Origin of the sequence: Microbacterium soli, assembly GCF_039539005.1 — a bacterium.
GTDB classification, from domain to species: domain Bacteria; phylum Actinomycetota; class Actinomycetes; order Actinomycetales; family Microbacteriaceae; genus Microbacterium; species Microbacterium soli.
On the sequence record NZ_BAABCP010000001.1, the window covers coordinates 1,798,928 to 1,820,406 of the forward strand.

At 70.8% G+C, this 21,479-nt stretch carries 18 protein-coding genes; 16 read left to right on the forward strand and 2 right to left on the reverse strand.

The window, feature by feature from the left end; translation table 11 throughout:
* Nucleotides 1–101 precede the first annotated feature (101 nt).
* Nucleotides 102–1,268: a galactose-1-phosphate uridylyltransferase gene (gene galT, locus ABD770_RS08350; protein ID WP_344819893.1), complete on the reverse strand. Its 1,167-nt coding sequence runs from the start codon at nucleotides 1,266–1,268 to the stop codon at nucleotides 102–104.
* Between the two features lie 103 nt (nucleotides 1,269–1,371).
* Here galT and ABD770_RS08355 point away from each other — a divergent pair, with 103 nt between their 5' ends.
* The 6 genes from ABD770_RS08355 to ABD770_RS08380 all read left to right on the forward strand — a co-directional run bounded on the left by ABD770_RS08355 (nucleotide 1,372) and on the right by ABD770_RS08380 (nucleotide 8,472).
* Entirely contained in the window at nucleotides 1,372–2,325 is a 954-nt protein-coding gene (locus ABD770_RS08355; protein ID WP_344819895.1) for a LacI family DNA-binding transcriptional regulator, read from the forward strand.
* A gap of 207 nt (nucleotides 2,326–2,532) precedes the next feature.
* Complete coding sequence (locus ABD770_RS08360) at nucleotides 2,533–4,494, forward strand: DUF2264 domain-containing protein (protein WP_344819082.1); 1,962 nt, start codon at nucleotides 2,533–2,535, stop codon at nucleotides 4,492–4,494.
* Nucleotides 4,495–4,564: 70 nt separating this feature from the next.
* Entirely contained in the window at nucleotides 4,565–5,839 is a 1,275-nt protein-coding gene (locus ABD770_RS08365) for an ABC transporter substrate-binding protein (RefSeq protein WP_344819083.1), read from the forward strand.
* A gap of 69 nt (nucleotides 5,840–5,908) precedes the next feature.
* Nucleotides 5,909–6,859: a carbohydrate ABC transporter permease gene (locus tag ABD770_RS08370; protein ID WP_344819084.1), complete on the forward strand. Its 951-nt coding sequence runs from the start codon at nucleotides 5,909–5,911 to the stop codon at nucleotides 6,857–6,859.
* Nucleotides 6,856–7,767, forward strand: coding sequence for a carbohydrate ABC transporter permease (locus ABD770_RS08375; RefSeq protein WP_344819085.1), 912 nt, complete (start codon nucleotides 6,856–6,858; stop codon nucleotides 7,765–7,767). The genes ABD770_RS08370 and ABD770_RS08375 overlap by 4 nt, the downstream gene beginning before the upstream one ends.
* A gap of 6 nt (nucleotides 7,768–7,773) precedes the next feature.
* Nucleotides 7,774–8,472, forward strand: a complete 699-nt coding sequence (locus tag ABD770_RS08380; protein WP_344819086.1) for a DUF624 domain-containing protein — start codon at nucleotides 7,774–7,776, stop codon at nucleotides 8,470–8,472.
* Between the two features lie 97 nt (nucleotides 8,473–8,569).
* Here ABD770_RS08380 and ABD770_RS08385 read toward each other — a convergent pair whose 3' ends face one another.
* A complete protein-coding gene (locus tag ABD770_RS08385) occupies nucleotides 8,570–9,586 on the reverse strand; it encodes a hydroxyacid dehydrogenase (RefSeq protein WP_344819087.1) in 1,017 nt (338 codons plus the stop codon).
* Between the two features lie 141 nt (nucleotides 9,587–9,727).
* Here ABD770_RS08385 and ABD770_RS08390 point away from each other — a divergent pair, with 141 nt between their 5' ends.
* The 10 genes from ABD770_RS08390 (at nucleotide 9,728) to ABD770_RS08435 (ending at nucleotide 21,477) form a co-directional block, all read left to right on the forward strand.
* Nucleotides 9,728–11,560 (forward strand): heparinase II/III family protein, encoded by a 1,833-nt coding sequence (locus tag ABD770_RS08390; protein WP_344819088.1) that lies wholly within the window; start codon nucleotides 9,728–9,730, stop codon nucleotides 11,558–11,560.
* Nucleotides 11,557–12,657, forward strand: coding sequence for a substrate-binding domain-containing protein (locus ABD770_RS08395; protein ID WP_344819089.1), 1,101 nt, complete (start codon nucleotides 11,557–11,559; stop codon nucleotides 12,655–12,657). Before ABD770_RS08390 ends, ABD770_RS08395 begins: the two co-directional genes overlap by 4 nt.
* Before the next feature lie 117 nt (nucleotides 12,658–12,774).
* A complete protein-coding gene (locus tag ABD770_RS08400; protein ID WP_344819091.1) occupies nucleotides 12,775–14,454 on the forward strand; it encodes an MDR family MFS transporter in 1,680 nt (559 codons plus the stop codon).
* A gap of 1 nt (nucleotide 14,455) precedes the next feature.
* Complete coding sequence (locus ABD770_RS08405) at nucleotides 14,456–14,893, forward strand: MarR family winged helix-turn-helix transcriptional regulator (RefSeq protein WP_344819092.1); 438 nt, start codon at nucleotides 14,456–14,458, stop codon at nucleotides 14,891–14,893.
* 225 nt (nucleotides 14,894–15,118) lie between these two features.
* Nucleotides 15,119–16,273 (forward strand): Gfo/Idh/MocA family protein, encoded by a 1,155-nt coding sequence (locus ABD770_RS08410; RefSeq protein WP_344819093.1) that lies wholly within the window; start codon nucleotides 15,119–15,121, stop codon nucleotides 16,271–16,273.
* Entirely contained in the window at nucleotides 16,270–17,439 is a 1,170-nt protein-coding gene (locus ABD770_RS08415) for a dihydrodipicolinate synthase family protein (RefSeq protein WP_344819094.1), read from the forward strand. Before ABD770_RS08410 ends, ABD770_RS08415 begins: the two co-directional genes overlap by 4 nt.
* Nucleotides 17,436–18,302, forward strand: coding sequence for a sugar phosphate isomerase/epimerase family protein (locus tag ABD770_RS08420; RefSeq protein ID WP_344819095.1), 867 nt, complete (start codon nucleotides 17,436–17,438; stop codon nucleotides 18,300–18,302). Before ABD770_RS08415 ends, ABD770_RS08420 begins: the two co-directional genes overlap by 4 nt.
* Before the next feature lie 175 nt (nucleotides 18,303–18,477).
* Nucleotides 18,478–19,236, forward strand: coding sequence for a sugar phosphate isomerase/epimerase family protein (locus ABD770_RS08425; RefSeq protein WP_344819096.1), 759 nt, complete (start codon nucleotides 18,478–18,480; stop codon nucleotides 19,234–19,236).
* A gap of 46 nt (nucleotides 19,237–19,282) precedes the next feature.
* Nucleotides 19,283–20,374: a LacI family DNA-binding transcriptional regulator gene (locus ABD770_RS08430; protein ID WP_344819097.1), complete on the forward strand. Its 1,092-nt coding sequence runs from the start codon at nucleotides 19,283–19,285 to the stop codon at nucleotides 20,372–20,374.
* Nucleotides 20,371–21,477, forward strand: coding sequence for a glycerate kinase (locus ABD770_RS08435; protein ID WP_344819098.1), 1,107 nt, complete (start codon nucleotides 20,371–20,373; stop codon nucleotides 21,475–21,477). Before ABD770_RS08430 ends, ABD770_RS08435 begins: the two co-directional genes overlap by 4 nt.
* Nucleotides 21,478–21,479: the final 2 nt, after the last annotated feature.

The window sequence follows — 21,479 nt, forward strand, 5'->3', positions numbered from 1 at the left end:
AGTGGTGTGCGTCTGGCAGGACTTCGCAGTTCTGCGGAACCTCGCATCGGGATGCCGCGGATGCTGCGAGATGGCGCGGATCTGCGAAGCTGCGCGGGGGGTCAGGGCTCGGGGACCGTCGCGATGGCGGCGCGCAGTCGCTCGGCCGTGTCCTCGGGGAGGATCTCGGCGCTCCAGGCGCTCATGGCGGCCTCGGTGCCGGCGAGGAACTTGAGCTTGTCGGCGGCGCGGCGCGGGCTGGTCAGCTCGAACCGCATCCGCACGGTGTCCCTGCCCACGTGCACGGGGGCCTGGTGCCAGGCTCCGATGTAGGCGGTCGGCGTCTCGTACAGCGCATCCACTCCGCGCAGCAGCCGCAGGAACAGCGGCGCGAGCGCATCCCGCTCCGCGGCGGTGAGCTCGGTGAAGTCGGCGGCATGCCGATGCGGCATGACCTGCACCTCGAGCGGCCAGCGCGCCGCGAACGGCACGTACGCCGTCCAGTGCTCGTTCTGCAGCACGACCCGGCTGGACGCCTGCTCGGACTCGAGCACCCGCGCCATCAGGTCGGGCGCTGTGCGGGCTATGCCGTCGAGCAGCCGCTGCGTGCGCGGCGTGATGTACGGGTAGGAGTAGATCTGGCCGTGCGGATGCGGGAGGGTCACGCCGATGGCCTCGCCACGGTTCTCGAACGGGAACACCTGCTCGATGCCCGGCAGCGCCGACAGGGTCGCGGTGCGATCGGCCCACGCCTCGATGATCGTGCGGGTGCGGGTGACGGACTGGGTGCCCAGCGACCCCTCCGGCTCCGGGCTGAAGCACACCACCTCGCAGCGCCCCGCGCTCGTGCGGGTGCGGCCGATGCCGAGGTGGGCCATGTCGTCGAGGCCGCGGGGCGGGTCGGATGCCGCGGGCGCGGTGTCCGTCGGCGCGACCAGTGCGGGGCCGAAGGCGGGGGAGCGGTTCTCGAACACCGCCACGTCGTAGCGCGAGGGCACCTCGGAGGGATTCGTCGGGGTCTGCGGGGCGAGCGGGTCGGCATCCGCCCCGGGCATCATGACACGGTTCTGACGCTTGGTGGCGAACGTGATCCAGTCGCCGGAGAGCACGTCCTGGCGCATGGTGGCCGTCTCCGGGCGCGGATCGAGATCGCGCGCATCGACGGACCGCTCGGGCCCGAGGGTCGTGCCGGGGTCGTCGTAGTAGATGAGTTCGCGACCGTCGGCCAGTCGGGTGCGGCGTCTGATCACTCCTGCGCCGAGCTCGTCAGCGGGGGGAATCTCGTCCATGTTCACGTCAACACGCTAGCGTCACCTGATGGTAGCGTCAAGATCCGGGCCGCACACGGGTGCGGGAGAGGTGAGACGGATGCCGCAGGCGAAGCGCGTGTCGATGGCGATGGTGGCCGCGAGGGCGGGCGTGTCGGGGCAGACCGTGTCCCGCGTCGCCAACGGCAGTCCCCGTGTCGACCCGGACACCAGGGCTCGGGTCGAAGCGGCCATGGCGGAGCTCGGCTATCGGCCCAATCGCGCAGCGCGGGCCCTGCGCACCGGACGCACGCACACGCTGGGGCTCGTCGCGCAGACGCTCGCCACGGTGGGCAACTCCCGCATGCTGCAGGCCGTGGCCGACTCGACGGCGGCCCGCGGCTACGCGCTGACGGTCGTCACCCTCGGTGCCGACGGCGACATCGATGGGGCCTTCGACCGCCTGCGGGATCTGGGCGTGGACGGGGCGATCGTGCTCAACGAGGCCACCGCGCTCGCGCGCGATGCCGCGTCGGCGGGGCTCCGGCTGGTCGTCGTGGACTCCCCGCCCGACGAGCGCTTCTGCATCGTCGGCACCGACCATGCCGCCGGCGCCCGTGCCGCCGTCGAGCACCTGCTGGCAGCCGGCCACCGCACGGTCCACCACCTCGCGGGCCCCGCGGACTCCTTCGCCGCCGCGGCGCGCGAGCGCGGCTGGCGGAATGCGCTCGCGGCCGCGGGCATCGAGGCCCCGGTGCCTGTTCGCGGCGACTGGAGCGCCGCATCCGGCCGCAGACAGGCGGAGCGGATGCTGGCATCCGGCGGTGTCACCGCGATCTTCGCCGCCAACGACCAGATGGCGCTGGGGGCGCTGCACGCCATCGCCGCGTCCGGCGGGCGCGTGCCCGACGACATCGCGGTGATCGGCTTCGACGACATCGCCGATGCGGCGCAGTTCCAGCCGGCGCTGACGACCGTGCACCAGGACTTCGATGCGCTGGGCGAGGAGGCGGTGCGCCGGCTGGTCGCGCTCATCGACGGCGAGCATCCCGGGGATCTGCTCCTGGCGCCGCACCTGGTCGTCCGACGCAGCGCCTGAACCGCGGGGCGGTTCGGAGGGCTGATGCGAGGCCGGGAAGTCCCGGACTGCAAGCGTTTACCCACCTCCAGTCGACGGATCCGAGAAAACGATCATGAACATTCACAATAGAACGTAAAACTTCTTGATGCGATCAGAATGCGTTGCTAATCTCCTGAATCAGTCACCCCTGCCCGAGGGTGCCGTGCACTGCTCAAAGGAGAACCTGTGACCCGCTCAGCTCTGCCGCCGGAGCGCAGTCCGCTGCGCGACGGATCCCGCGACACGCTGGTCGCGTTCGCGGACCGGATGCTGCGGGGTGCGGCGGCGTGGGCGTCACCGGGCTTCGCCCGGATCACTCCTCCGGGCGGGCCCGGCGGGTACGGCACGGACGTCGACGGCCTCGAGGGCTTCGCACGCACGTTCCTGCTGGCGGGATTCCGCATCATCGGCGCACGCGGCGTCGGTGTGGACGGACTGATCCACGACTACTCCCGCGGCATCACGACGGGTGTCGACCCGGACTCCCCCGAGCGCTGGGTGCGGCTGGACGAGCATCCGCAGGCCAAGGTCGAGGCGGCGTCCATCGCGCTCGTCCTCGACATGACCAGGCCGTGGGTCTGGGACCGGCTCGACGAGCTCACGAAGCGGCGCGTGATCGACTACCTGTCGCCGGCCGTGGGCGACGACACCTACCCGCGCAACAACTGGGTGTGGTTCCGCATCGTCGTGCAGACGTTCCTGCGATCGGTCGGGGGACCCTGGTCGGCGGAGGACATCGCCGCCGACCTCGCCCGGCACGACTCGTTCGCCCGCGGCGACGGCTGGCTGTCCGACGGAGACGACCGCAACTACGACCACTACGTGGGCTGGGCCCTGCACCTCTACCCGGTGCTGTGGTCGCGCATGCAGGGGGCGGACGAGATCGCGCCCGAGCGCTTCTCCGGCGACGTCGCCGCGCTGGACGCGTACCTGCAGGACGCCGTGCACCTGGTCGGTGCGGACGGCGGGCCGCTCATCGAGGGGCGCAGCCTCATCTACCGCTTCGCCGCCGCCGCGCCGTTCTGGGTCGGCGTGATCGCCGGTGTGCCCTCCACGGATCCCGGCACGCTGCGGCGCACGGCGATGAGCATCCTCGCCCATTTCGACGAGCACGGCGCACCCGATGAGGACGACCTGCTGACGCTCGGATGGCACGGGCCGTGGCGGCGCCTCGCGCAGGGATACTCCGGTCCCGCCTCGCCGTACTGGGCGGCGAAGGGGATGCTGGGTCTCGCGCTGCCCGCCGATCATCCCGTGTGGGCCGCATGCGATCCACAGCCCTTCTCGGACGACCTGCGCGCGGTCGTGCCGGCGGGATGGATCGTCTCGGGAACGGCATCCGACGGCATCGTACGGGTGATCAACCACGGCACCGACCACTCGCGTCCCGGGTTGCCGACCGGCGACTCGCCGCTGTATGCGCGGATGGGCTATTCCACCGTCACCGCACCGCTGCTGAACGGAGACGCCTGGGGCGAGCCGCTCGAGCAGTCCGTCGCCCTCGTGGACGCCGCCGGGCGGGCCACGCACCGCGCCGGATTCACCGCGCTGGACGTGCAGGAGGACGGCCGGGTCGCCGTGGCGGCGTCCACCGGACGTGTGCACTGGATCGCCCCGGCGCCCGAGCAGACGCGCCATGGCGCGGGGATCGTCGGTGAGCTCACGCCCGCCGGGCGGATCACCACCTGGTCGATCGTCCGGGGTGCGTGGGAGGTGCGCATCGTGCGCGTCGAGGAGCGGGAGGACGCCGCGGCAGGAGCGCAGCTGCGGATAGGCGGTTGGGTGCTGGCCGGCGAGCCCGGACAGGTGCAGGCGACGGCCTCCGCGGACGCGGCGTCCGTCCGCCTCGACGGTCTGCGCAGCGTCGTCGTGCCCCTCACGCCCGGCTTCCGCACCGCCGTCGCGCGGCGCGCGGACGCCAGTCCGCTCGGCCCGGACGCCGCTGTCCCGGTCGTCGTGGCAGAGCCCCGAAGCGGAGAGCGGGTCGCCGTGGCCGTGCTGCTCACGCGCACGCCCGGGCAGGCGGCATCCGTCCCGTCCCTGCGGCTCGACGCCGACACGGCGAACGTGCAGTGGCCGGACGGGCTGCGCACGACCAGCCGGCTCGAACCGCCGCCGGGCCGCGCCGCGGCATCCGAGGCGGACTGACGGGCGTCACCCGCCGACACCGAGACCAGAAGACGCAACATCCCCGCGATCACGAAGGAGCAGGAACAGCATGAACAGAAGGATTCTCGCCGCCGGCAGCATCGCCGCTGTCGCGGCACTCGCCCTGACCGGCTGCGGCGGAAGCGCCGACGAGCCGGTCGACCCGTCCGGAGACGTGTCGCTGTCCCTGTCGGGCTGGAGCCTCGACACGACACCGGAGTTCCAGGCGCTCGCCGATGCGTTCCACGAGCAGAACCCCGACATCACGATCACCCTCAAGGAGTACGACCCCACCGAGTACAACACGCTCGTCACGGCCGATCTGGCGGCGGGCTCCGGGCCCGACATCATCACGCAGAAGGAGGTCAAGTTCGTCACCACCTTCCAGGAGGGCGGCCAGCTGCTGGACGTCTCCGATGTGACGCTGCCCGACGGCATCGGCGGCGTCGACTCCTACACGGTCGACGGCTCCGTGTACGCCGTGCCGTACCGACAGGACTCCTGGGTGCTGTACTACAACAAGGCGATGTTCGATGCGGCCGGCGTCGATTACCCGGACGGCAGCTGGACGTGGGAGGACTTCGACGCGGCGGCGGAGCAGCTCGCGGACGGCACCGCCAGGGGCGCCTACCTGCACCGCTGGCAGTCGGTCGTGCAGGGCTTCGCGAACGCGCAGAGCGACGTCAGCCCGCTGGACGGCGACTATGCGCACCTGAAGCCGTACTACGAGCGGGTGCTGGCGCTGCAGGACGACGGCGCGACCGTCGACTTCAACACCTCGAACGCCAATCAGCTCACCTACCAGGGCGAGTTCGGCACTCAGAAGGCGGCCATGCTGCCGATGGGCACCTGGTACACGGCCACGCTGATCGCTCAGCAGGCGTCCGGTGAGGCGGACGACTTCGAGTGGGGCATCGCCCCCGCGCCGCAGCGGGACTCGTCCACGACGGGCACGGACAGCACACCGGTCACCTTCGGCGACCCGACCGGCTTCGGCATCAACGCCGCCGTCTCCGATGAGAAGGCCGCTGCGGCCAAGAAGTTCCTGGAGTTCGCAGCCGGAGAGGACGCAGCCGACGTGCTCGCGGCGATCGGCATCACCCCCGCGTACACCTCGGATGCCGTGACCGAGACGTACTTCGCCGTCGAGGGCGCGCCGACCGACGACCTGTCCAAGTTCGCGTGGTCCACGCACACGGTGCGGGCGGAGAACCCCACTTCGAGCAGGACCGCGGCGATCCAGGGCATCCTGGGCGACATGCACACCGCGATCCTGTCCGGCTCGACACCCGTGGACGAGGCCATCCAGGAGGCGGAGGACCGCGTCGCCAACGAGGTCGCCTGACCTCCCGACGGGGCCGGTCAGCGCGGGCCGGCCCCGTCGTCCCATCCACCGCACGATCGAGAGAGCAGCATGACAGCGACTTCCACGCGGGATGCCGAGCGGAGCGCCCCCGCCGCACGGCGGAGCTCCCCACCTCGGCGGCGGTCGGCGCTCCGGCGCCGGAACACCCTGATCGGCTGGACGTTCATCCTGCCGAACTTCGCCGGATTCGCGGCGTTCACGCTCGTGCCCGTGCTCGTGCTGTTCTACATGGCGTTCACGAACTGGAACATCTTCGGGAAGGCCGACTGGGTCGGTCTCGCGAACTTCCAGCGGCTCGTCGGCGACGGCAGCTTCCGCATCGCGCTGTGGAACACCGTCTACTACTCGCTCATGCACATCCCGTTGACGATCGTCGTGTCGCTCGGTCTCGCCCTGCTGCTGAACAACAAGCTGCGCGGGGTCGCCTTCTTCCGTACCGCGGCGTTCTTCCCGTACATCACCTCGATCGTCGCGATCGCCGTGGTGTGGAACCTGCTGTTCAGTCCCGACTACGGGCCGATCAACGCGATGCTGCGCATGATCGGGATCGAGAATCCGCCGGGATGGCTCACGTCCAAGGACTGGGCGCTGCCGGCGGTCGTGATCGTCAGCACCTGGCGGGACATGGGCTACTACATGATCCTGTTCCTGGCCGGGCTGCAGACCGTGCCCAGGGAGCTGCATGAGGCCGCCCGCATGGACGGGGCGAACACCTGGCAGCGGTTCATCAACGTCACGGTCCCGAGCCTGCGCCCGACGACGTTCTTCGTCACGGTCATCCTCACGATCAACTCGCTGAAGATCTTCGATCTGATCCTCGTGATGACCGACGGCGGGCCCGGACAGGCGACGCTCGTGCTCTCGCACTTCATCTACCGGAAGGGATTCGAGGAGTCGCAGTTCGGCTACGCCTCGGCCGCGGCGGTGGCACTGTTCTTCCTCTGCATCCTCGTGACCATCGGCCAGTTCCTCTGGAACAGAAGGCGGAGCGAATCATGACCGACACCCGGCTCCTGGTCACGGGCGAGGATCGCCTGCGCCGGTTCGCCTCGTCGCCAGAGCGTCGTGTCGGAGAGTCCGGCGCGTCCCGCCGCATCGGCCGTCTGCTCGGATACGCGGCGCTCATCGTGTTCGCGATCGGGCTGCTCGCGCCGTTCGCGTGGATGGTGCTGAGCTCTCTGAAGACCGCCAACGAGGTGTTCTCCGTGCCCGTCGTGTGGTGGCCGGAGACGTTCGTCTGGCAGAACTACATCGACATCTGGGCCCGTGCCGACATGCTCACCTGGATCCGCAACACCCTGCTGCTGGCGGTCGTGGTCACCTTCCTGCAGGTGCTCACCGGGTCCTTCGCGGCGTACGGGTTCTCCCGGATGCGGTTCCCCGGCCGGGACGTGCTGTTCCTCGCCTACATCGGCACCATCGCCGTCCCGTGGCAGTCGTACATGATCCCGCAGTTCATCCTGCTGTCGGATCTGAAGGTGTCCAACACGCTGTGGGCGATCATCCTCATCCAGGCCTTCGGCGCCTTCGGGGTGTTCCTCATGAAGCAGTACTACGAGACCATCCCCGAAGAGCTCAGCGAGGCCGCGCGGATCGACGGGCTCAGCGAGTACGGCATCTGGCGGCGGATCATGGTCCCGCTGTCCGTCCCCGCCATCGCGAGTCTGACGCTGCTGACGTTCGTGAACACATGGAACGACTATCTCGGCCCGCTGATCTATCTGCGCGACCCCGGCCTGTGGACCATCCAGCTGGGACTGAAGAGCTTCGTCTCCAACCTGTTCGACACCAACTACGCGCTGCTGTTCGCCGGCCTGGCGATCTCGGTCCTCCCCATCGCCGTGATCTTCATGGCGGGGCAGAAGTACTTCGTCGAGGGCATCGCGACCAGTGGGATGAAGGGGTAGGAGCACATGCATCGCATCGCGCATGACACCTGGGCATCCATCCTCGGGGTGCTGCACCTGGGTCTGATGGTGAACCTGATGGTGCTGGTGACCGCGTTCCCGCTGGTCGCACTGCTGATGACCACGGATCCGGCGCACTCCTGGCCGCTGCTGGCCGTGGCCGCGCCGCCGGCGATGCCCGCGCTGACGGCCGCGTTCGCGACCTTCCGCGCGCACGGGGACGGTGAGACGCAGGTGGTGAGCACCTTCCTGCGGGCGTGGCGGGCGACCCTGCGCGCCTCGGTGCTGCTGGGGCTCGTGCTCGTCGGTGTCCTCGTCGTGCTGCTCGTCGACGTGCGCGCCCTGTCCGACACGGCGGCATCCGTCGTCCTCGTGCCGGTGCTGCTGGTCCTGGCGGTGCTGACGGCGGTGTCCGGGATGCTCGCCGCCGTCGCGCTCGCCGAGGCTCCTCGTGCCCGGCTGCGGGACCTCCTGCGCGCGGGACTGCACCTGGGTCTGCGTCGCTGGCCGCTGCAGGTGATCTCGTTCCTCGCACTGGGCGTGCAGCTCGGCGTGTTCACGACCATGCCGGCGGTCGCCATCGGGATCACCGCCGCACCCGCGCTGTACATCGTGTGGGCCAACGGTCGTCACTGTCTGCGCGCCGTGCTGGAGCCCGCGCCCGATGGGCCGGATGCCCGTGCTGAGAACGCGCTGCGGGCGTGAGCCCCTCGCGCACGGACGCCGGGCCCGCGATGGCGGTCGCTGCCGGCGCCGGGTGGGCTGTCCGATGGGCTGTCCGGTGGACTGTCGCCGGCGCGGCTCAGGCGCTGCGCGTCAGCGAGGCGGAGTCCATCGGATGGTGCGGCGCGGTGCCCCGGGTGTATGCCTCCAGCTCGTCGAGGGCGGAGTCGGTCAGCCGGCGCGTCTCGGAGCCGAGCGACCCGGCCAGGTGCGGTGTGATGATCACGTTGGGCATCGTCAGCAGAGGGGATTCCGGCGGCAGGGGCTCGGGATCGGTCACATCCAGGACGGCGTCGAGGCGGCCCGTGCGGCACTCCGCGGCCAGCGCGTCGTGGTCCAGCAGAGCGCCGCGGGCGGTGTTGATCACCGTCGCCCCCGTGCGCAGGGCGGCCAGCTGCGCGGCGCCGATCATGTGGTGCGTCGACGGCAGCGCCGGCGCGTGCAGCGAGAGCACGTCCACCAGTGGGAGCATCTCGTGCAGCGGCATCAGCCGCGCACCGGCGGCGGTCACCTCCTCCGCATCGGCGAACGGGTCGGCGACGAGCGTCCGCAGCCCCGGAAACGGACGCAGCAGATCGACGACGCGTCGGCCGACGCGGGAGAAGCCGACGATGCCGATCGTGCGGTCCAGGTTCCCGAGCGCGTCCTCGCGCAGGTTCCCGCCCCAGGGCTTCTGCGCCGAGGGGGCGGCGTGCACGTGCACCAGCGCGCGCTTGCCCGTCAGCAGGATGGTGGCGAGGGTGAACTCCGCGACGGGCACGGCGTTGGCGTCGGCTGCGGTGGTGATGCGCACACCGCGCTGCCAGAACTCCTCGGAGACGAGGGTGCGGACACTGCCGGCGGCGTGGAAGACCGCGCGCAGGCGGGGCATCCGCCGCAGCAGCGCCGCGTCGAAGCGCGGTGCGCCCCAGGAGGTAACGAGCACCTCGGCCTCCGCGAGCACCGTGTCCAGGGCGGGGTCGGCGGGGTCGACGATGTGCATCGGCGCACGGACGTCGGCGAGGTCGGCGAATCGGCGGCGCCGCGCGTCGTCGAACAGCAGCTCGAACGCCTCCGCCGACATGATCGCGTGCGCCCGGGGGCGGGATGAGGGCATGTGTGTCTCCGTCGAGGGTCGCGAGGCGTGCCGCGTGTGTGCTGCGACATTCTCAGTGAAGACTGATCAACCAATCATGTGCAACCTATTCGAAACCGAATACACTCACTCGAACATGAAAATTCATCCTGGGGAGGACGGATGCTGATCCAGCGCGGCGCGCTGCGCGACCTGTGGTCCCGCACCGGGGATACGGCGCGCCCGCCGACGGTGCCGAGGTCGGCCGACCGCGAGTTCTGGGACGGGCTGGACGGTCCGGCGCGAACGACGCTCCTCGCGGAGGCGGACCGGTCCCGCGACGAGGAGTGGCCCGGGCTGAGACTGTCCGATTGGTCGGCCTTTGCCCGCACCGGGGACCGAGCGGCGTACGAGCGATCCCTCTTCCTGCGCGACCGACGGACGCGACTGGCGGTCCTCGCCGCGGCGATCGACCCGACCGAGTCCCGCCTGCTCGAGGCGGCCGACGGGCTATGGCTCACGTGCGAGCAGGGCGCCTGGTGCTGGCCCGCGCACGACGACGTCTTCGCCCGGGGTCTGCGGGTGCCCGACGGGCAGCATCCGTTCGTCGATCTCGGCGCGGGGGAGGAGGCCGCGCTGGTGGCCTGGTCCGTGCTGCTGATCGGCGACGGGCTGGAGCGCGTCGCGCCCGGGCTGTGCGAACGACTGACCGCGCAGGTGCGCGAGCGCGTGCTCGAGCCGTTCCTCGCACGCGCGTGGCACTGGGAGGGCACGGAGGATCGCGTGCACAACTGGGCGCCGTGGATCCACGGGAACCTCCTCGTGGCGGCCATGGCGTTCGCCGAGCCGGACCTGCGCGAGCGCGTCCTCGCGCGCTGCGTGGACGGGCTGGACCGCTATCTCGCCCAGCTGCCCGCCGACGGCGCCATCGACGAGGGATTCGGCTACTGGTGGCAGGGGGCGGGCCGGGCATTCGACGCTCTGGCGCTGCTGGACCCCCTCACCGGCGGAGCGATCGTGGCGTCGATCCGCGGCGGTGCTCTCCGCGGCGTCGGAGAGCTGGCGCGCTTCCCGCAGCGGATGCGGCTCGGTCCGGGCTGGTTCGCCAGTTTCGCGGATGCCGAGGCGAGGGCCGACGACGGGACCCCCTGGCATGTGCTGTTCCGCGCGGCCGAGCTGTGCGCGCAGCCGGAGACCGCTACCTTCGCCCTCGCCGAGCGTGGCGAGCGGCCGCTGTGCGGGCTCGACGACGGTGTGCACGCGGGGCTCGGGCGGATGCTCGCCGAGCTCTCGGATGTGCGCTCGGGCGCGCTGAGCGGCGCGGGTCGGCAACCGGGGGCCGTTGCGGTACGGGAGGATGTCCTCCTGCCGTCGATCGGTGTCGGCATCCGGGAGCGTTCCGGCGTGACGGTCGTGGTCAAGAGCGGACACAACGACGAGAACCACAACCACAACGACCTCGGATCCTTCTCCGTCGCCGTCGATGGCATCCCGCTCCTGCCGGATCTCGGACGGGCGACCTACCGCGCCGAGACGTTCTCCGATCGGCGCTACGAGCTGTGGAACATGCGCAGCGACTGGCATTCCGCGCCGTGGCCGCGAGGGCGCGTGCAGCTGCCCGGTCGGCGTTGGCGCGCCGACGCCGAGGCCGTCGATGACGGATGGCGGCTCGACCTGACCTCCGCCTACCCCGGAGGGGAGCGCTGGATCCGCACCGTGCGGCTGACCGGGAACGGACTGATCGTGCGCGACGAGGGCGACGCGATCGCGGACCCGACCACCCGCATCGTCGTGGTGTGCGCGGGAGTTCCCCGGCGCACCGGCGGCGGTGTGCTCGTCCCCGGCCGGCACGGGTCGCGCGGCCTGCTGCTGACGTTCGACGACGCCGATGCGGAGTTCGAGACCGTGGACGTCGACGACCCGTATCTGCACCGCTCCTGGGGTGCGCGGGTGACGCGGATGCTGTTCGCACCGGCATCCGGGACGATGTGGGAGATGAGGGGAGAGGCACGATGACCGATTCAGCGAACCGTCCCGTGTTCGGGATCGCGCGACGTGAGCGGATCATGGACGAGCTGCGCGTGGCGGGCGCCGTGCGCGTGGCGGATCTGGCACGCGAGTTCGGGGTGTCGGAGCTGACCATCCGCCGCGACATCGGCGAGCTCGCCGACCGCGGCCTGGTCACCAGGGTGCACGGCGGTGCGACGCTGCGCAGCCGTCTGGACACGACCGTCGCCCCGCATGCGGCCTCCGGCGGCCCCCGATACCGCGTCGGCATCGTCGTCCCGTCACTGAGCTACTACTGGCCTCAGGTGGTGATCGGCGCGCGTGCGGCGGCGACGGAGCTCGGGGTGCAGCTGGTGCTGCGCGGATCGAGCTATGAGGCCGCCGATCAGCGCAGGCAGATCAGCTCGCTGGTGGAATCCGGCGGCTTCCACGGCCTCATCATCGCACCCGAGAATCAGGGTCCGGACGGGCATGCGCTGCTGAGCTGGCTGGAGCAGCTGCCCATCCCCGTCGTGCTCGTCGAGCGGCGGGCGCCGGCGTCCCTCGCGCTGACGCGGCTGGAGTGGGTGACCACGGATCACGTCTTCGGCGGCTACCTCGCCGCATCGCATCTGGCGAGCCTGGGACATCGATCGGTCGGCATCCTCACCTCCGCGCAGTCGCCGACGTCCTGGCAGCTGCGCCGGGGCTGGGCGCAGGCCGTGGAGGAGCTGGGGCTGCAGGCGACGATCGATCTGAACGCCTCGTTGGACACCCTGGAGGGGCCCGAGCGCGCGGACTTCGTGGATTCGCTGCTCGATCAGGTGCGCGGCAGCGGCACGTCGGCCATGCTCATCCATTCCGATCCGCAGGCGCTGCTCGTGCAGCAGAACGCACTCGATCGCGGCTGGTCGCTGCCCGAGGACCTGTCGATCGTCGCGTACGACGACGAGGTCGCCGAGAACGGCGCCCTGCCCATCTCGGCGCTGCGTCCGCCCAAGCAGCACGTCGGTCGGCGCGCCGTCGAGCTGATGCTGGCGCGACTCGTGGAGGGGGCGGCGCGTCCTGTCGAGCGCGTGCAGGTCGTTCCGGTGCTGCACGCCAGGGAGTCGACGGCCACCAGATGAGGGTTTCGGGAGCGGATGCACCGCGCCGGGAATAGTTGACCGAACGCAATGGTTGAGCAACATCAACTAATGGTGTATTGTTGACGAAGATCAACCATCTCTGCAGGAGACCCCCTTTTGAATTCCAGAACCACTTCTTCCGCCGAGTCCGTGCGCTCGGCACGCGAAGTCTTCACCGCGATCTCCGGCCTCATCGTCGGCATGTTCGTCGCCGTGCTCTCCGGCACGGTCGTCTCGACCTCGCTTCCCGTCATCGTCGCCGACCTCGGCGGCACCCAGGCCCAGTACACCTGGGTCATCACCGCGAGCCTGCTCGCCACCTCGGTCACCACGCCCATCTGGGGCAAGCTGGCCGACCTCGTCGACCGCAAGCTGCTCGTGCAGCTCTCCCTCATCCTGTTCACGGCGGGCACCGTCGTCGCCGGCTTCTCGACCGACATCAACATGCTCATCGCCATGCGCGTCGTCCAGGGGCTCGGAGTCGGCGGCCTCATGTCGCTGGTCATGGTCGCCGTGGCCCTGATCATCTCCCCGCGCGAGCGCGGCAAGTACATGGGCGTCGTCGGCGGCATCATGGCCTTCGCCACCATCGGCGGACCGCTGCTGGGCGGGTTCCTCACCGACGTGTGGGGCTGGCGCTCCAACTTCTGGGTGGGCGTGCCCTTCGCCATCCTGGCGCTGGTGCTGCTGCAGGTCACCCTGCACCTGCCCAAGCCGCAGAACGTGAAGGTGACCATCGACTACCTCGGCACCGGGCTGCTCGCCGTCGGCGTCTCCGGCCTGCTCATCTGGGTGTCGATGGGCGGTCAGCAGTTCGCCTGGGACTCCATGACCAGCTACGTCCTCGGCATCGGCTCCGCCGTGCTCCTGGTCGCGTTCGTCATCGTCGAGCTGTTCGTCTCCGAGCCGCTCATCCCGCTCTCGCTGTTCCTCGGGCGCACGTTCACGCTCTCGGTGGTCGCCTCCATCGCGATCGGCGTCTCGATGTTCGCCACCTCGGTGTTCCTCGCGCAGTACTTCCAGCTGGCGCGCGGCGCCACGCCCACGGAGTCCGGCCTGATGACGATCCCCATGATCGTGGGGCAGATGGGCTCGTCCATCATCATCGGTCAGCTCGTGAGCCGCTACGGCAAGTGGAAGGGCTGGATGATGCTGGGCTCGATCCTCGCCGTCGTCGGCGTCTCGCTCATGGCGACGCTGCGCTACGACACCCCCTTCGTGCTCGTCGCGACCTACATGTTCGTCCTCGGCGCGGGGCTCGGCATGGTGATGCAGAACCTCACCCTCATCGTGCAGAACGACACCCCGCCGCAGCAGCTGGGCGTCGCCTCGTCGGGCGTGAACTTCTTCCGCACCATCGCCGGCACCATCGGCGTCACCGTCATGGGCTCGGTCCTCGCGACCAACGTCGCGGCGTACATCAAGGACGGCTTCGCGGGCTTCAAGCCCGCCTCGCCCGACGAGCTCGAGGCGCTCAAGGCCCTCGGCTCGGGTGATGTGCCGAAGGTGTCGGATCTGCCGGAGACCATCCGCACCGTCGTCGAGTCGGCGTACGGCCACGGCATCGCCGACGCGTTCTTCATCGCCGTGCCGCTGGCGGTGATCGGAGTGCTCGCCATCGCGTTCATCGCGAACAAGCCGCTGTCGACGAAGAACTCCGCCGAGCAGCTGCGCGCCAATGCCGAGGAGTCCGCGATCGAGGTCGCCGGTGCCGAGGTCGGCGCCGTCACGGGCAGCATCCGCGTGGTGGACGGCGAAGACGACCGCCCGCGCGAGGCGGCGGAGTCGGTGCGCTGACATGGACACGCAGGCCGCCGACGAGGTGCTCGCGGACTTCCAGGGGCACCTGAATCTCATCCTCGCCCGGGTGCGGACGCTGTGGAAGGAGTCCGCGGCGCGGATCCACCCCGAGCTGCAGCCGTCGGGCTACAAGCTGCTGGCGTACATCGGGCGCACCGGGCAGGTGAGTGCTCACCGGCTCGTGGAGCTGTTCGAGATGGACAAGTCGATGGTCAGCAGGCAGATCCGGATGCTGGAGCAGTTCGGTCTGATCGAGTCGCGGCCCGACGAGAACGACGGGCGGCTCCGGGTGCTCACGGTGACCGCGCAGGCCGAGCGGGTGCTCGCGGAGCTGCGCGCCGAGAACGCGGAGCGGATGCGGTCGGTGCTGGCCGAGCTGAGCCCGGCCGAGGTCGCCGCCGCCTCCAAGGCCTTCCGGTTGATCGCGGAGGCCTGAGCTGCGCAGCTGCGCCGGTCGGTCCCCTCATCGGGCCTGACCGGCGCATCCTGCCGTCGCGGTCATCCCGGCGACTGGCTGAACCGCTGGACCCCGTCCCCGGGCGGGGTGCGTCACCCGAATCCCGCCGGCGGTCTTGCGTGATCCGGGATGATCTGGTTCACTGAGGGAAAGCGCTTACCCATTCGGAGAGGCGACCACTTCCCGAACAGAACGGAAACACCAATGGCGAACGTGCGCGAGATCGGCATCATCATGAACGGCGTCTCCGGACGCATGGGCTACCGGCAGCACCTGGTGCGCTCGATCCTGGCGATCCGCGATCAGGGCGGCATCGAGCTCTCCGACGGGTCGAAGGCGACCGTCAAGCCGATCCTCGTCGGCCGCAGCGAGGAGAAGCTCGCCGAGCTCGCCGCCAGGCACGACATCGCCGACTACACCACCGATCTCGACGCGGCCCTCGCCGACCCGCAGTGGGAGATCTACGCCGACTTCCTGGTGACGAAGGCGCGCGCCACCGCCATCCGCAAGGCCATCGCCGCGGGCAGGGCGATCTACACCGAGAAGCCCACCGCCGAGTCCCTGGAGGAGGCGATCGAGCTCGCGCAGCTCGCGAAGACCGCCGGCGTGAAGACCGGCGTCGTGCACGACAAGCTGTACCTTCCCGGCCTGCAGAAGCTCAAGCGCCTGATCGACTCCGGCTTCTTCGGCCGCATCCTCTCCGTGCGCGGCGAGTTCGGCTATTGGGTGTTCGAGGGCGACTGGCAGAGGGCGCAGCGCCCCAGCTGGAACTACCGCACCGAGGACGGCGGCGGCATCATCACCGACATGTTCCCGCACTGGAACTACGTGCTCGAGAACCTGTTCGGGCGGGTGCGGAGCGTCTACGCCCAGGCCGCCGTGCACATCGCCGACCGCTGGGACGAGAAGGGCGAGCACTACGACGCCACCGCCGAAGATGCCGCGTACGGCATCTTCGAGCTCGACGGCGGCATCACGGCCACCATCAACTCCTCCTGGACGGTGCGCGTGAACCGCGACGAGCTCGTCGAGTTCCAGGTCGACGGCACGCACGGCTCGGCCGTCGTCGGTCTGTTCGGATGCAAGATCCAGCCCCGCAACGCCACGCCGAAGCCGGTGTGGAACCCCGACGTCGAGGACACCCACGACTACGCCGCCGACTGGCAGACCGTCCCCACCAACGACGTGTTCCTCAACGGCTTCCGCCAGCAGTGGGAGGAATACCTGGAGTCGTACGTCCTCGGCACCGACTACGCCTTCGACCTGCTGGCCGGCGCCCGCGGCGTCCAGTTCGCGGAGGCGGGTCTCGCCTCCAACGCCGAGGGCCGCAGGGTCGCCATCGAGGAGCTCTCGCTGTGACCGTGCTGCGCCTGCTGTCGGCCTCCGGAGCGGTCTCGGATGCCGAGTTGAACGACTCCGGCGCGTACACGCGGCCGACGTCACCGCTGCGCTCGCGCGTCGCCTACGCCGCCGCGCACGTCGTGCCCGTCGTGTGGGGCGACAACACCCCGGGGCGGCCCGCCGACATCGACTGGGACTCGACACTCGCGTTCCGCCGCAACGTCTACTCGTGGGGTCTGGGAGTGGCGGATGCCATGGACACCGCGCAGCGCAACATGGGCCTGGATGCCGCAGCGACCCGCGAGCTGATCGCCCGCAGCGCTCAGGTCGCGCGCGAGGAGGGCGGGTCGGTCGTCGTCGGCGTCAACACCGACCACATCGATGAGACGCACATCTCGCTCGACCGGGTGATCGACGCGTACATCTCGCAGCTGGAGTTCACCGAGGAGCAGGGCGCGGGTCCCGTGCTGATGGCATCCCGTCACCTCGCCCGGGTCGCCGAGAGCGCCGACGACTACCGGCGCGTCTACCGTGCCGTGCTGGAGCGCGCGACCACGCCGGTCGTGCTGCACTGGCTGGGCACCGCGTTCGACCCCGAGCTCGCCGGCTACTTCGGGGCCGACGACTGGCAGACGGCCTCGGGCGTCCTGCTGGACATCATCGCCGAGAGCCCCGGCAGGGTCGCCGGCGTGAAGATGAGCCTGCTGAACGCCGAGAGCGAGATCTCGGTGCGCGAGCGCCTGCCCGAGGGCGTGCGCATGCTCACCGGCGACGACTTCAACTACGTGTCACTGATCGGAGACTCCGGGGCGGGCATCCGGTCGTACTCGGATGCACTGCTCGGTGCCTTCGCGGCGATCACGCCCGTCGCATCCGCTGCCATCCAGGCGCTCGATGCGGGAGACCCCGCCGCCTACCAGCGCATCCTCGGGCCCACCGAGGAGCTCAGCCGACAGGTGTTCGCCGCGCCCACCTTCTACTACAAGACCGGCGTCGCGTTCCTCGCGTGGCTCAACGGCCACCAGCCCGCGTTCCAGATGGTCGGCGGCCTGCACTCCGCACGGAGCCTGACGCACCTGTCGCGGATCGTCGAGCTGGCCAACGCCTCGCTCGCCCTGGAGAACCCCGAGCTCGCGCGGGAGCGCTGGCACGGGATGCTGCGTCTGAACGGAGTGGACCTGTGAGCACCCCCGACCCCCGTTTGTCGATCAACCAGGCCACCATCAAGCGCGCCGACCTGGCGACCGCCCTGCGGGTCACGGCCGAGGCCGGCGTGCCGTCCATCGGGCTCTGGCGGGAACCGGTGAACGAGGTGGGTCTGGACACGGCCGCGCGGATGCTGGCGGACTCCGGCCTGCGCTTCTCCAGTCACTGCCGCGGTGGGTTCTTCACGCTGCCCGAGGGGCCGGATCGGAGCGCCGCGCTGGACGACAACCGCCGGGCCATCGAGGAGACGGCGGCACTGGCCGCGGCCGGCGCCCCCGGATCCGCCGCCGTGCTCGTGCTCGTCGTCGGCGGGCTGCCGGAGGGCTCACGCGATCTGGTCGGTGCCCGTGAGCGGGTACGCGACGCACTCGGAGCGCTCGCCGATGACGCGAAGGCCGCCGGCGTCACGCTGGCGCTGGAGCCGCTGCATCCGATGTACGCCTCCGACCGCGCCGTCGTCTCCACACTCGGCCAGGCGCTCGACATCGCCTCCGACTTCGACGCGTCGGTCGTCGGTGCCGCCGTCGACACGTTCCACATCTGGTGGGACCCGCAGGTGCTCGAGCAGATCGCCCGTGCCGGAAGCGAGGGCCGCATCGCCACATACCAGGTGTGCGACTGGAAGACGCCGTTGCCGGCCGACGTGCTGCTGTCCCGGCACTATCCCGGCGAGGGCGTGATCGACTTCGCCGCTCTCACCCGCGCTGTGATGGCCACCGGGTACGACCGCGACATCGAGGTCGAGCTGTTCAACGCCGACATCTGGGCCGACGCCCCGGCATCGGTCGTCGCCCGCACGATCGAGTCCTTCGCGGACGCCGTCGCCCCTCACCTGCCCTGACCCGTCCTCGACCGCCTCATCCGCCCCGCCACCCATCCGCCCTGACCACCCCTCACCTGCCCTGACCGCCCCCGCCCGCCCTGACCGAACTGCTCCCGTCGCAGAAATCGTCGCTTCCGGGGTGCCTGAAGCGACAGAAAGTGCGACGGGAACGGGGAAGATGGAGGAGATGGAGATGATCATGCGACCAGGGCTGTGCTCGGTGACGTTCCGACGGCTCGACCCGGAGCAGATCATCGCGCTCGCCGCAGAGGCGCAGCTCGAGGCGATCGAGTGGGGCGGAGACGTGCATGTGCCCGCGGGCGACGTCGACCGCGCCGCGCGCATCGCGCGGGCGACGACGGATGCCGGTCTCGCCGTCTGCTCGTACGGGTCCTACTTCCACGCCGATCCGGGAGAGTCGATCACGTCGGTCCTCGACAGCGCACAGGCGCTGGGCGCGGACCGGGTGCGCATCTGGGCCGGCCGCGTCGACTCCGCGCAGGCCGCCTCCGAGGAGTACGCCCGGATCGTCGCGGTGCTCCGGGACGCCGCGGCCGAGGCATCCGATCGCCGCATCGCCCTCGCCCTGGAATACCACCGCGGCACCGTCGCCGACGGACCGGATGCCGTGCTGCGCCTGCTCGCCGATGTGGCCCACCCCGCGCTGACGACATACTGGCAGCCGTCCGTCGGCATCAGCGACGACGTCGTGCTCGCCGAGTTCGACGCGATCGCCGCCCACACGAGCGCCCTGCACGTGTTCTCCTGGTGGCCGCAAGCCGAACGACGGCGTCTGCATGAGCGCGCGGCGATGTGGCAGCGGATCCTTGACGTCGCGGCTGCACTGCCGGTGCCCCCGCGGGACGCCCTGCTGGAGTTCCTCCCCGATGACGACCCTGCCCTCCTGACCGTCGAATCCGCGACCCTGCGCCGCTGGCTTGCGCGGTCATGAGCCGCGTTGACGTGCGATGCCACAGGGCCTGGATAGGCTCGAAGCCATGAGCCCCGTGGAGAGCGCATCCCACCGCAGGCCGCCGCGCGCGGCGCGCGGTCCCGCCCCGACGCTGCACGACGTCGCCCGGGCGGCGGGAGTGTCGCTCGCGACGGCGTCCCGCGTGCTCAACGGTTCCCAGCGGAAGGTGGCCGACTCGTTCCGGGAGCGGGTCGAGTCGGCGGCCCGTGACCTCGGCTACACCGCGAACGTGTCCGCGCAGGCCATCGCGCGCGGCACCTCTCCGGTGATCGCGCTGCTCGTCGCCGACATCGCCGACCCGTACTTCGGCCAGATCGCGTCGGGTGTCGCGCGCGGCGCCGACGAGGAGGGACTGATCGTCACGGTGGCGATCACCGAGCGCGAGCCCGCTCGTGAGGTGCGCATCCTGCACGCCCTGCGCGGTCAGCGCCCGCGAGGCGTGATCCTCGCCGCTTCGCGGGCGGGAGAGCGCGACGCGGCCGCCCTTGAGGAGCTGGCGGGCTTCGCCGCGCTCGGAGGACGAACGGTGACCTTCGGCGCCGGCGGGGACCGCAGCATCCGCATCCCGAACAGGCAGGGCGCCGAGCAGCTGGGCCGGGCGATGGCCGAGCTCGGGTACCGGCGGGCCATCGGTCTCGGCGCCGACGAGGGAGTCAGCACCTCGGACGACCGGCTCGCCGGGTTCACCGCCGGGTTCGCCGCCGGCGGCGGTGAGCTCAGCCGGGTGTACCGCGGAACGTTCGAGCGCGAGTCGGGCGCCGCATCGATGACGCGAGCACTCGCCGACGGCGTCCCCTCGGAGACCCTGGTGTTCGCACTCAGCGACGTCGTGGCCATCGGGGCGATGACGGCGATCCGGGACGCGGGGCGGGCGGTCGGTGCGGACATCGCCGTGTGCGGCTTCGATGACGTGCCGGCCAGCCGGGACGTCTCCCCACGGCTGACCACGGTGGGAGTGCCGCTCCGGGATCTCGGCTACCAGGCGTTCCGTGCCACGGTGGATGCCGAATGGCAGCAGCCGGAGATGCGGCTGGAGGTTCTCGTGCGCGAGAGCACGCCCGGCCTGCCCGTCCCGCCCGATCCCGCCGCACCCGAGCGCGAGAGGCGGAGCCGGTGAGGCGCATCGTCATCGCACCGGACAGCTTCAAGGGCACGATCACCGCGGCGGATGCCGCCCACGCGCTCGCCGAGGGGTGGCGGAGCGTCGACCCGTCCGCGGAGCTCGTGCTGCGGCCGATGGCCGACGGCGGAGAAGGCACCGTGGCGGCGTTCCAGGAGGCCGTCCCCGGTGCGGTGCGGATGCCGGTGACGGTCGACGGGCCGGCGGGGACGCCCGTCGAGACGGCGTGGCTGCTGCTGCCGGCATCCGATGAGGCGCCGGGCGGGACCGGTGTCGTCGACCTCGCCTCCACCTCGGGCATCGAACTGCTGGACGGGCTTCGCCCCTGGGACGCGGATTCCACCGGATTCGGGCAGGCCATCGCCGCCGCGCTCGACCACGGCGTCTCACGGCTCGTCCTCGGGATCGGCTCCAGTTCGTCCACCGACGGCGGGACCGGGATGCTGCGGGCGCTGGGCGCGAGGTTCCTCGACGCCGCGGGGGCACAGACCCCGCCGGGCGCGCGCGGGCTCGCGGCGCTCGCGGACATGGATCGCAGCGGCCTGCGAACGGCGCCGGAGACCATCGTCCTCAGCGATGTGACCAATCCGCTCACCGGCCCGCGCGGCACCGCAGCGGTCTTCGGCCCGCAGAAGGGGCTGACGGATGCCGCCGATCGCGCCCTCGTGGATGCCGGACTGCTGTCACTGGCAGGGCTCCTCGGCATCGACCCCGCCACGCCCGGTGCCGGGGCGGCCGGCGGAGTCGGCGGTGCGCTGGTGGCCTGGGGCGCCCGGCTTCTCCCCGGTGCGGGCGAAGTCTCCCGGCTGATCGGACTCGCGCAGGCCGTGGAGGGCGCGGATGCCGTGGTGACGGGCGAGGGCTCCTACGACGGGCAGTCCGGCGACGGCAAGGTGCCCTCCTACGTCGCGGGGCTGGCGTCGGATGCGGGGGCGAGGCGCCTCCTCGCCGCCGGGCGGATCGCGACGGATGCCGATGTGGGCCTGTTCGATCAGGCGCTGTCGCTGACCGCGATCGCGGGTTCTGCGGCATCCGCCCTCGCCGATCCCGCCCGCTGGCTGCGCGAAGCGGGACGGATGCTCGCCGTCGAGACGGGGTGATC

Bases quoted from the DNA above. Each gene is read 5' to 3' on its own strand.
- galT (WP_344819893.1), bottom strand. From the start codon at position 1,268: ATGGACGAGATTCCCCCCGCTGACGAGCTCGGCGCAGGAGTGATCAGA.
- ABD770_RS08355 (WP_344819895.1), top strand. From the start codon at position 1,372: ATGGCGATGGTGGCCGCGAGGGCGGGCGTGTCGGGGCAGACCGTGTCC.
- ABD770_RS08365 (WP_344819083.1), top strand. From the start codon at position 4,565: ATGAACAGAAGGATTCTCGCCGCCGGCAGCATCGCCGCTGTCGCGGCA.
- ABD770_RS08370 (WP_344819084.1), top strand. From the start codon at position 5,909: ATGACAGCGACTTCCACGCGGGATGCCGAGCGGAGCGCCCCCGCCGCA.
- ABD770_RS08375 (WP_344819085.1), top strand. From the start codon at position 6,856: ATGACCGACACCCGGCTCCTGGTCACGGGCGAGGATCGCCTGCGCCGG.
- ABD770_RS08380 (WP_344819086.1), top strand. From the start codon at position 7,774: ATGCATCGCATCGCGCATGACACCTGGGCATCCATCCTCGGGGTGCTG.
- ABD770_RS08385 (WP_344819087.1), bottom strand. From the start codon at position 9,586: ATGCCCTCATCCCGCCCCCGGGCGCACGCGATCATGTCGGCGGAGGCG.
- ABD770_RS08390 (WP_344819088.1), top strand. From the start codon at position 9,728: ATGCTGATCCAGCGCGGCGCGCTGCGCGACCTGTGGTCCCGCACCGGG.
- ABD770_RS08395 (WP_344819089.1), top strand. From the start codon at position 11,557: ATGACCGATTCAGCGAACCGTCCCGTGTTCGGGATCGCGCGACGTGAG.
- ABD770_RS08405 (WP_344819092.1), top strand. From the start codon at position 14,456: ATGGACACGCAGGCCGCCGACGAGGTGCTCGCGGACTTCCAGGGGCAC.
- ABD770_RS08410 (WP_344819093.1), top strand. From the start codon at position 15,119: ATGGCGAACGTGCGCGAGATCGGCATCATCATGAACGGCGTCTCCGGA.
- ABD770_RS08425 (WP_344819096.1), top strand. From the start codon at position 18,478: ATGATCATGCGACCAGGGCTGTGCTCGGTGACGTTCCGACGGCTCGAC.
- ABD770_RS08430 (WP_344819097.1), top strand. From the start codon at position 19,283: ATGAGCCCCGTGGAGAGCGCATCCCACCGCAGGCCGCCGCGCGCGGCG.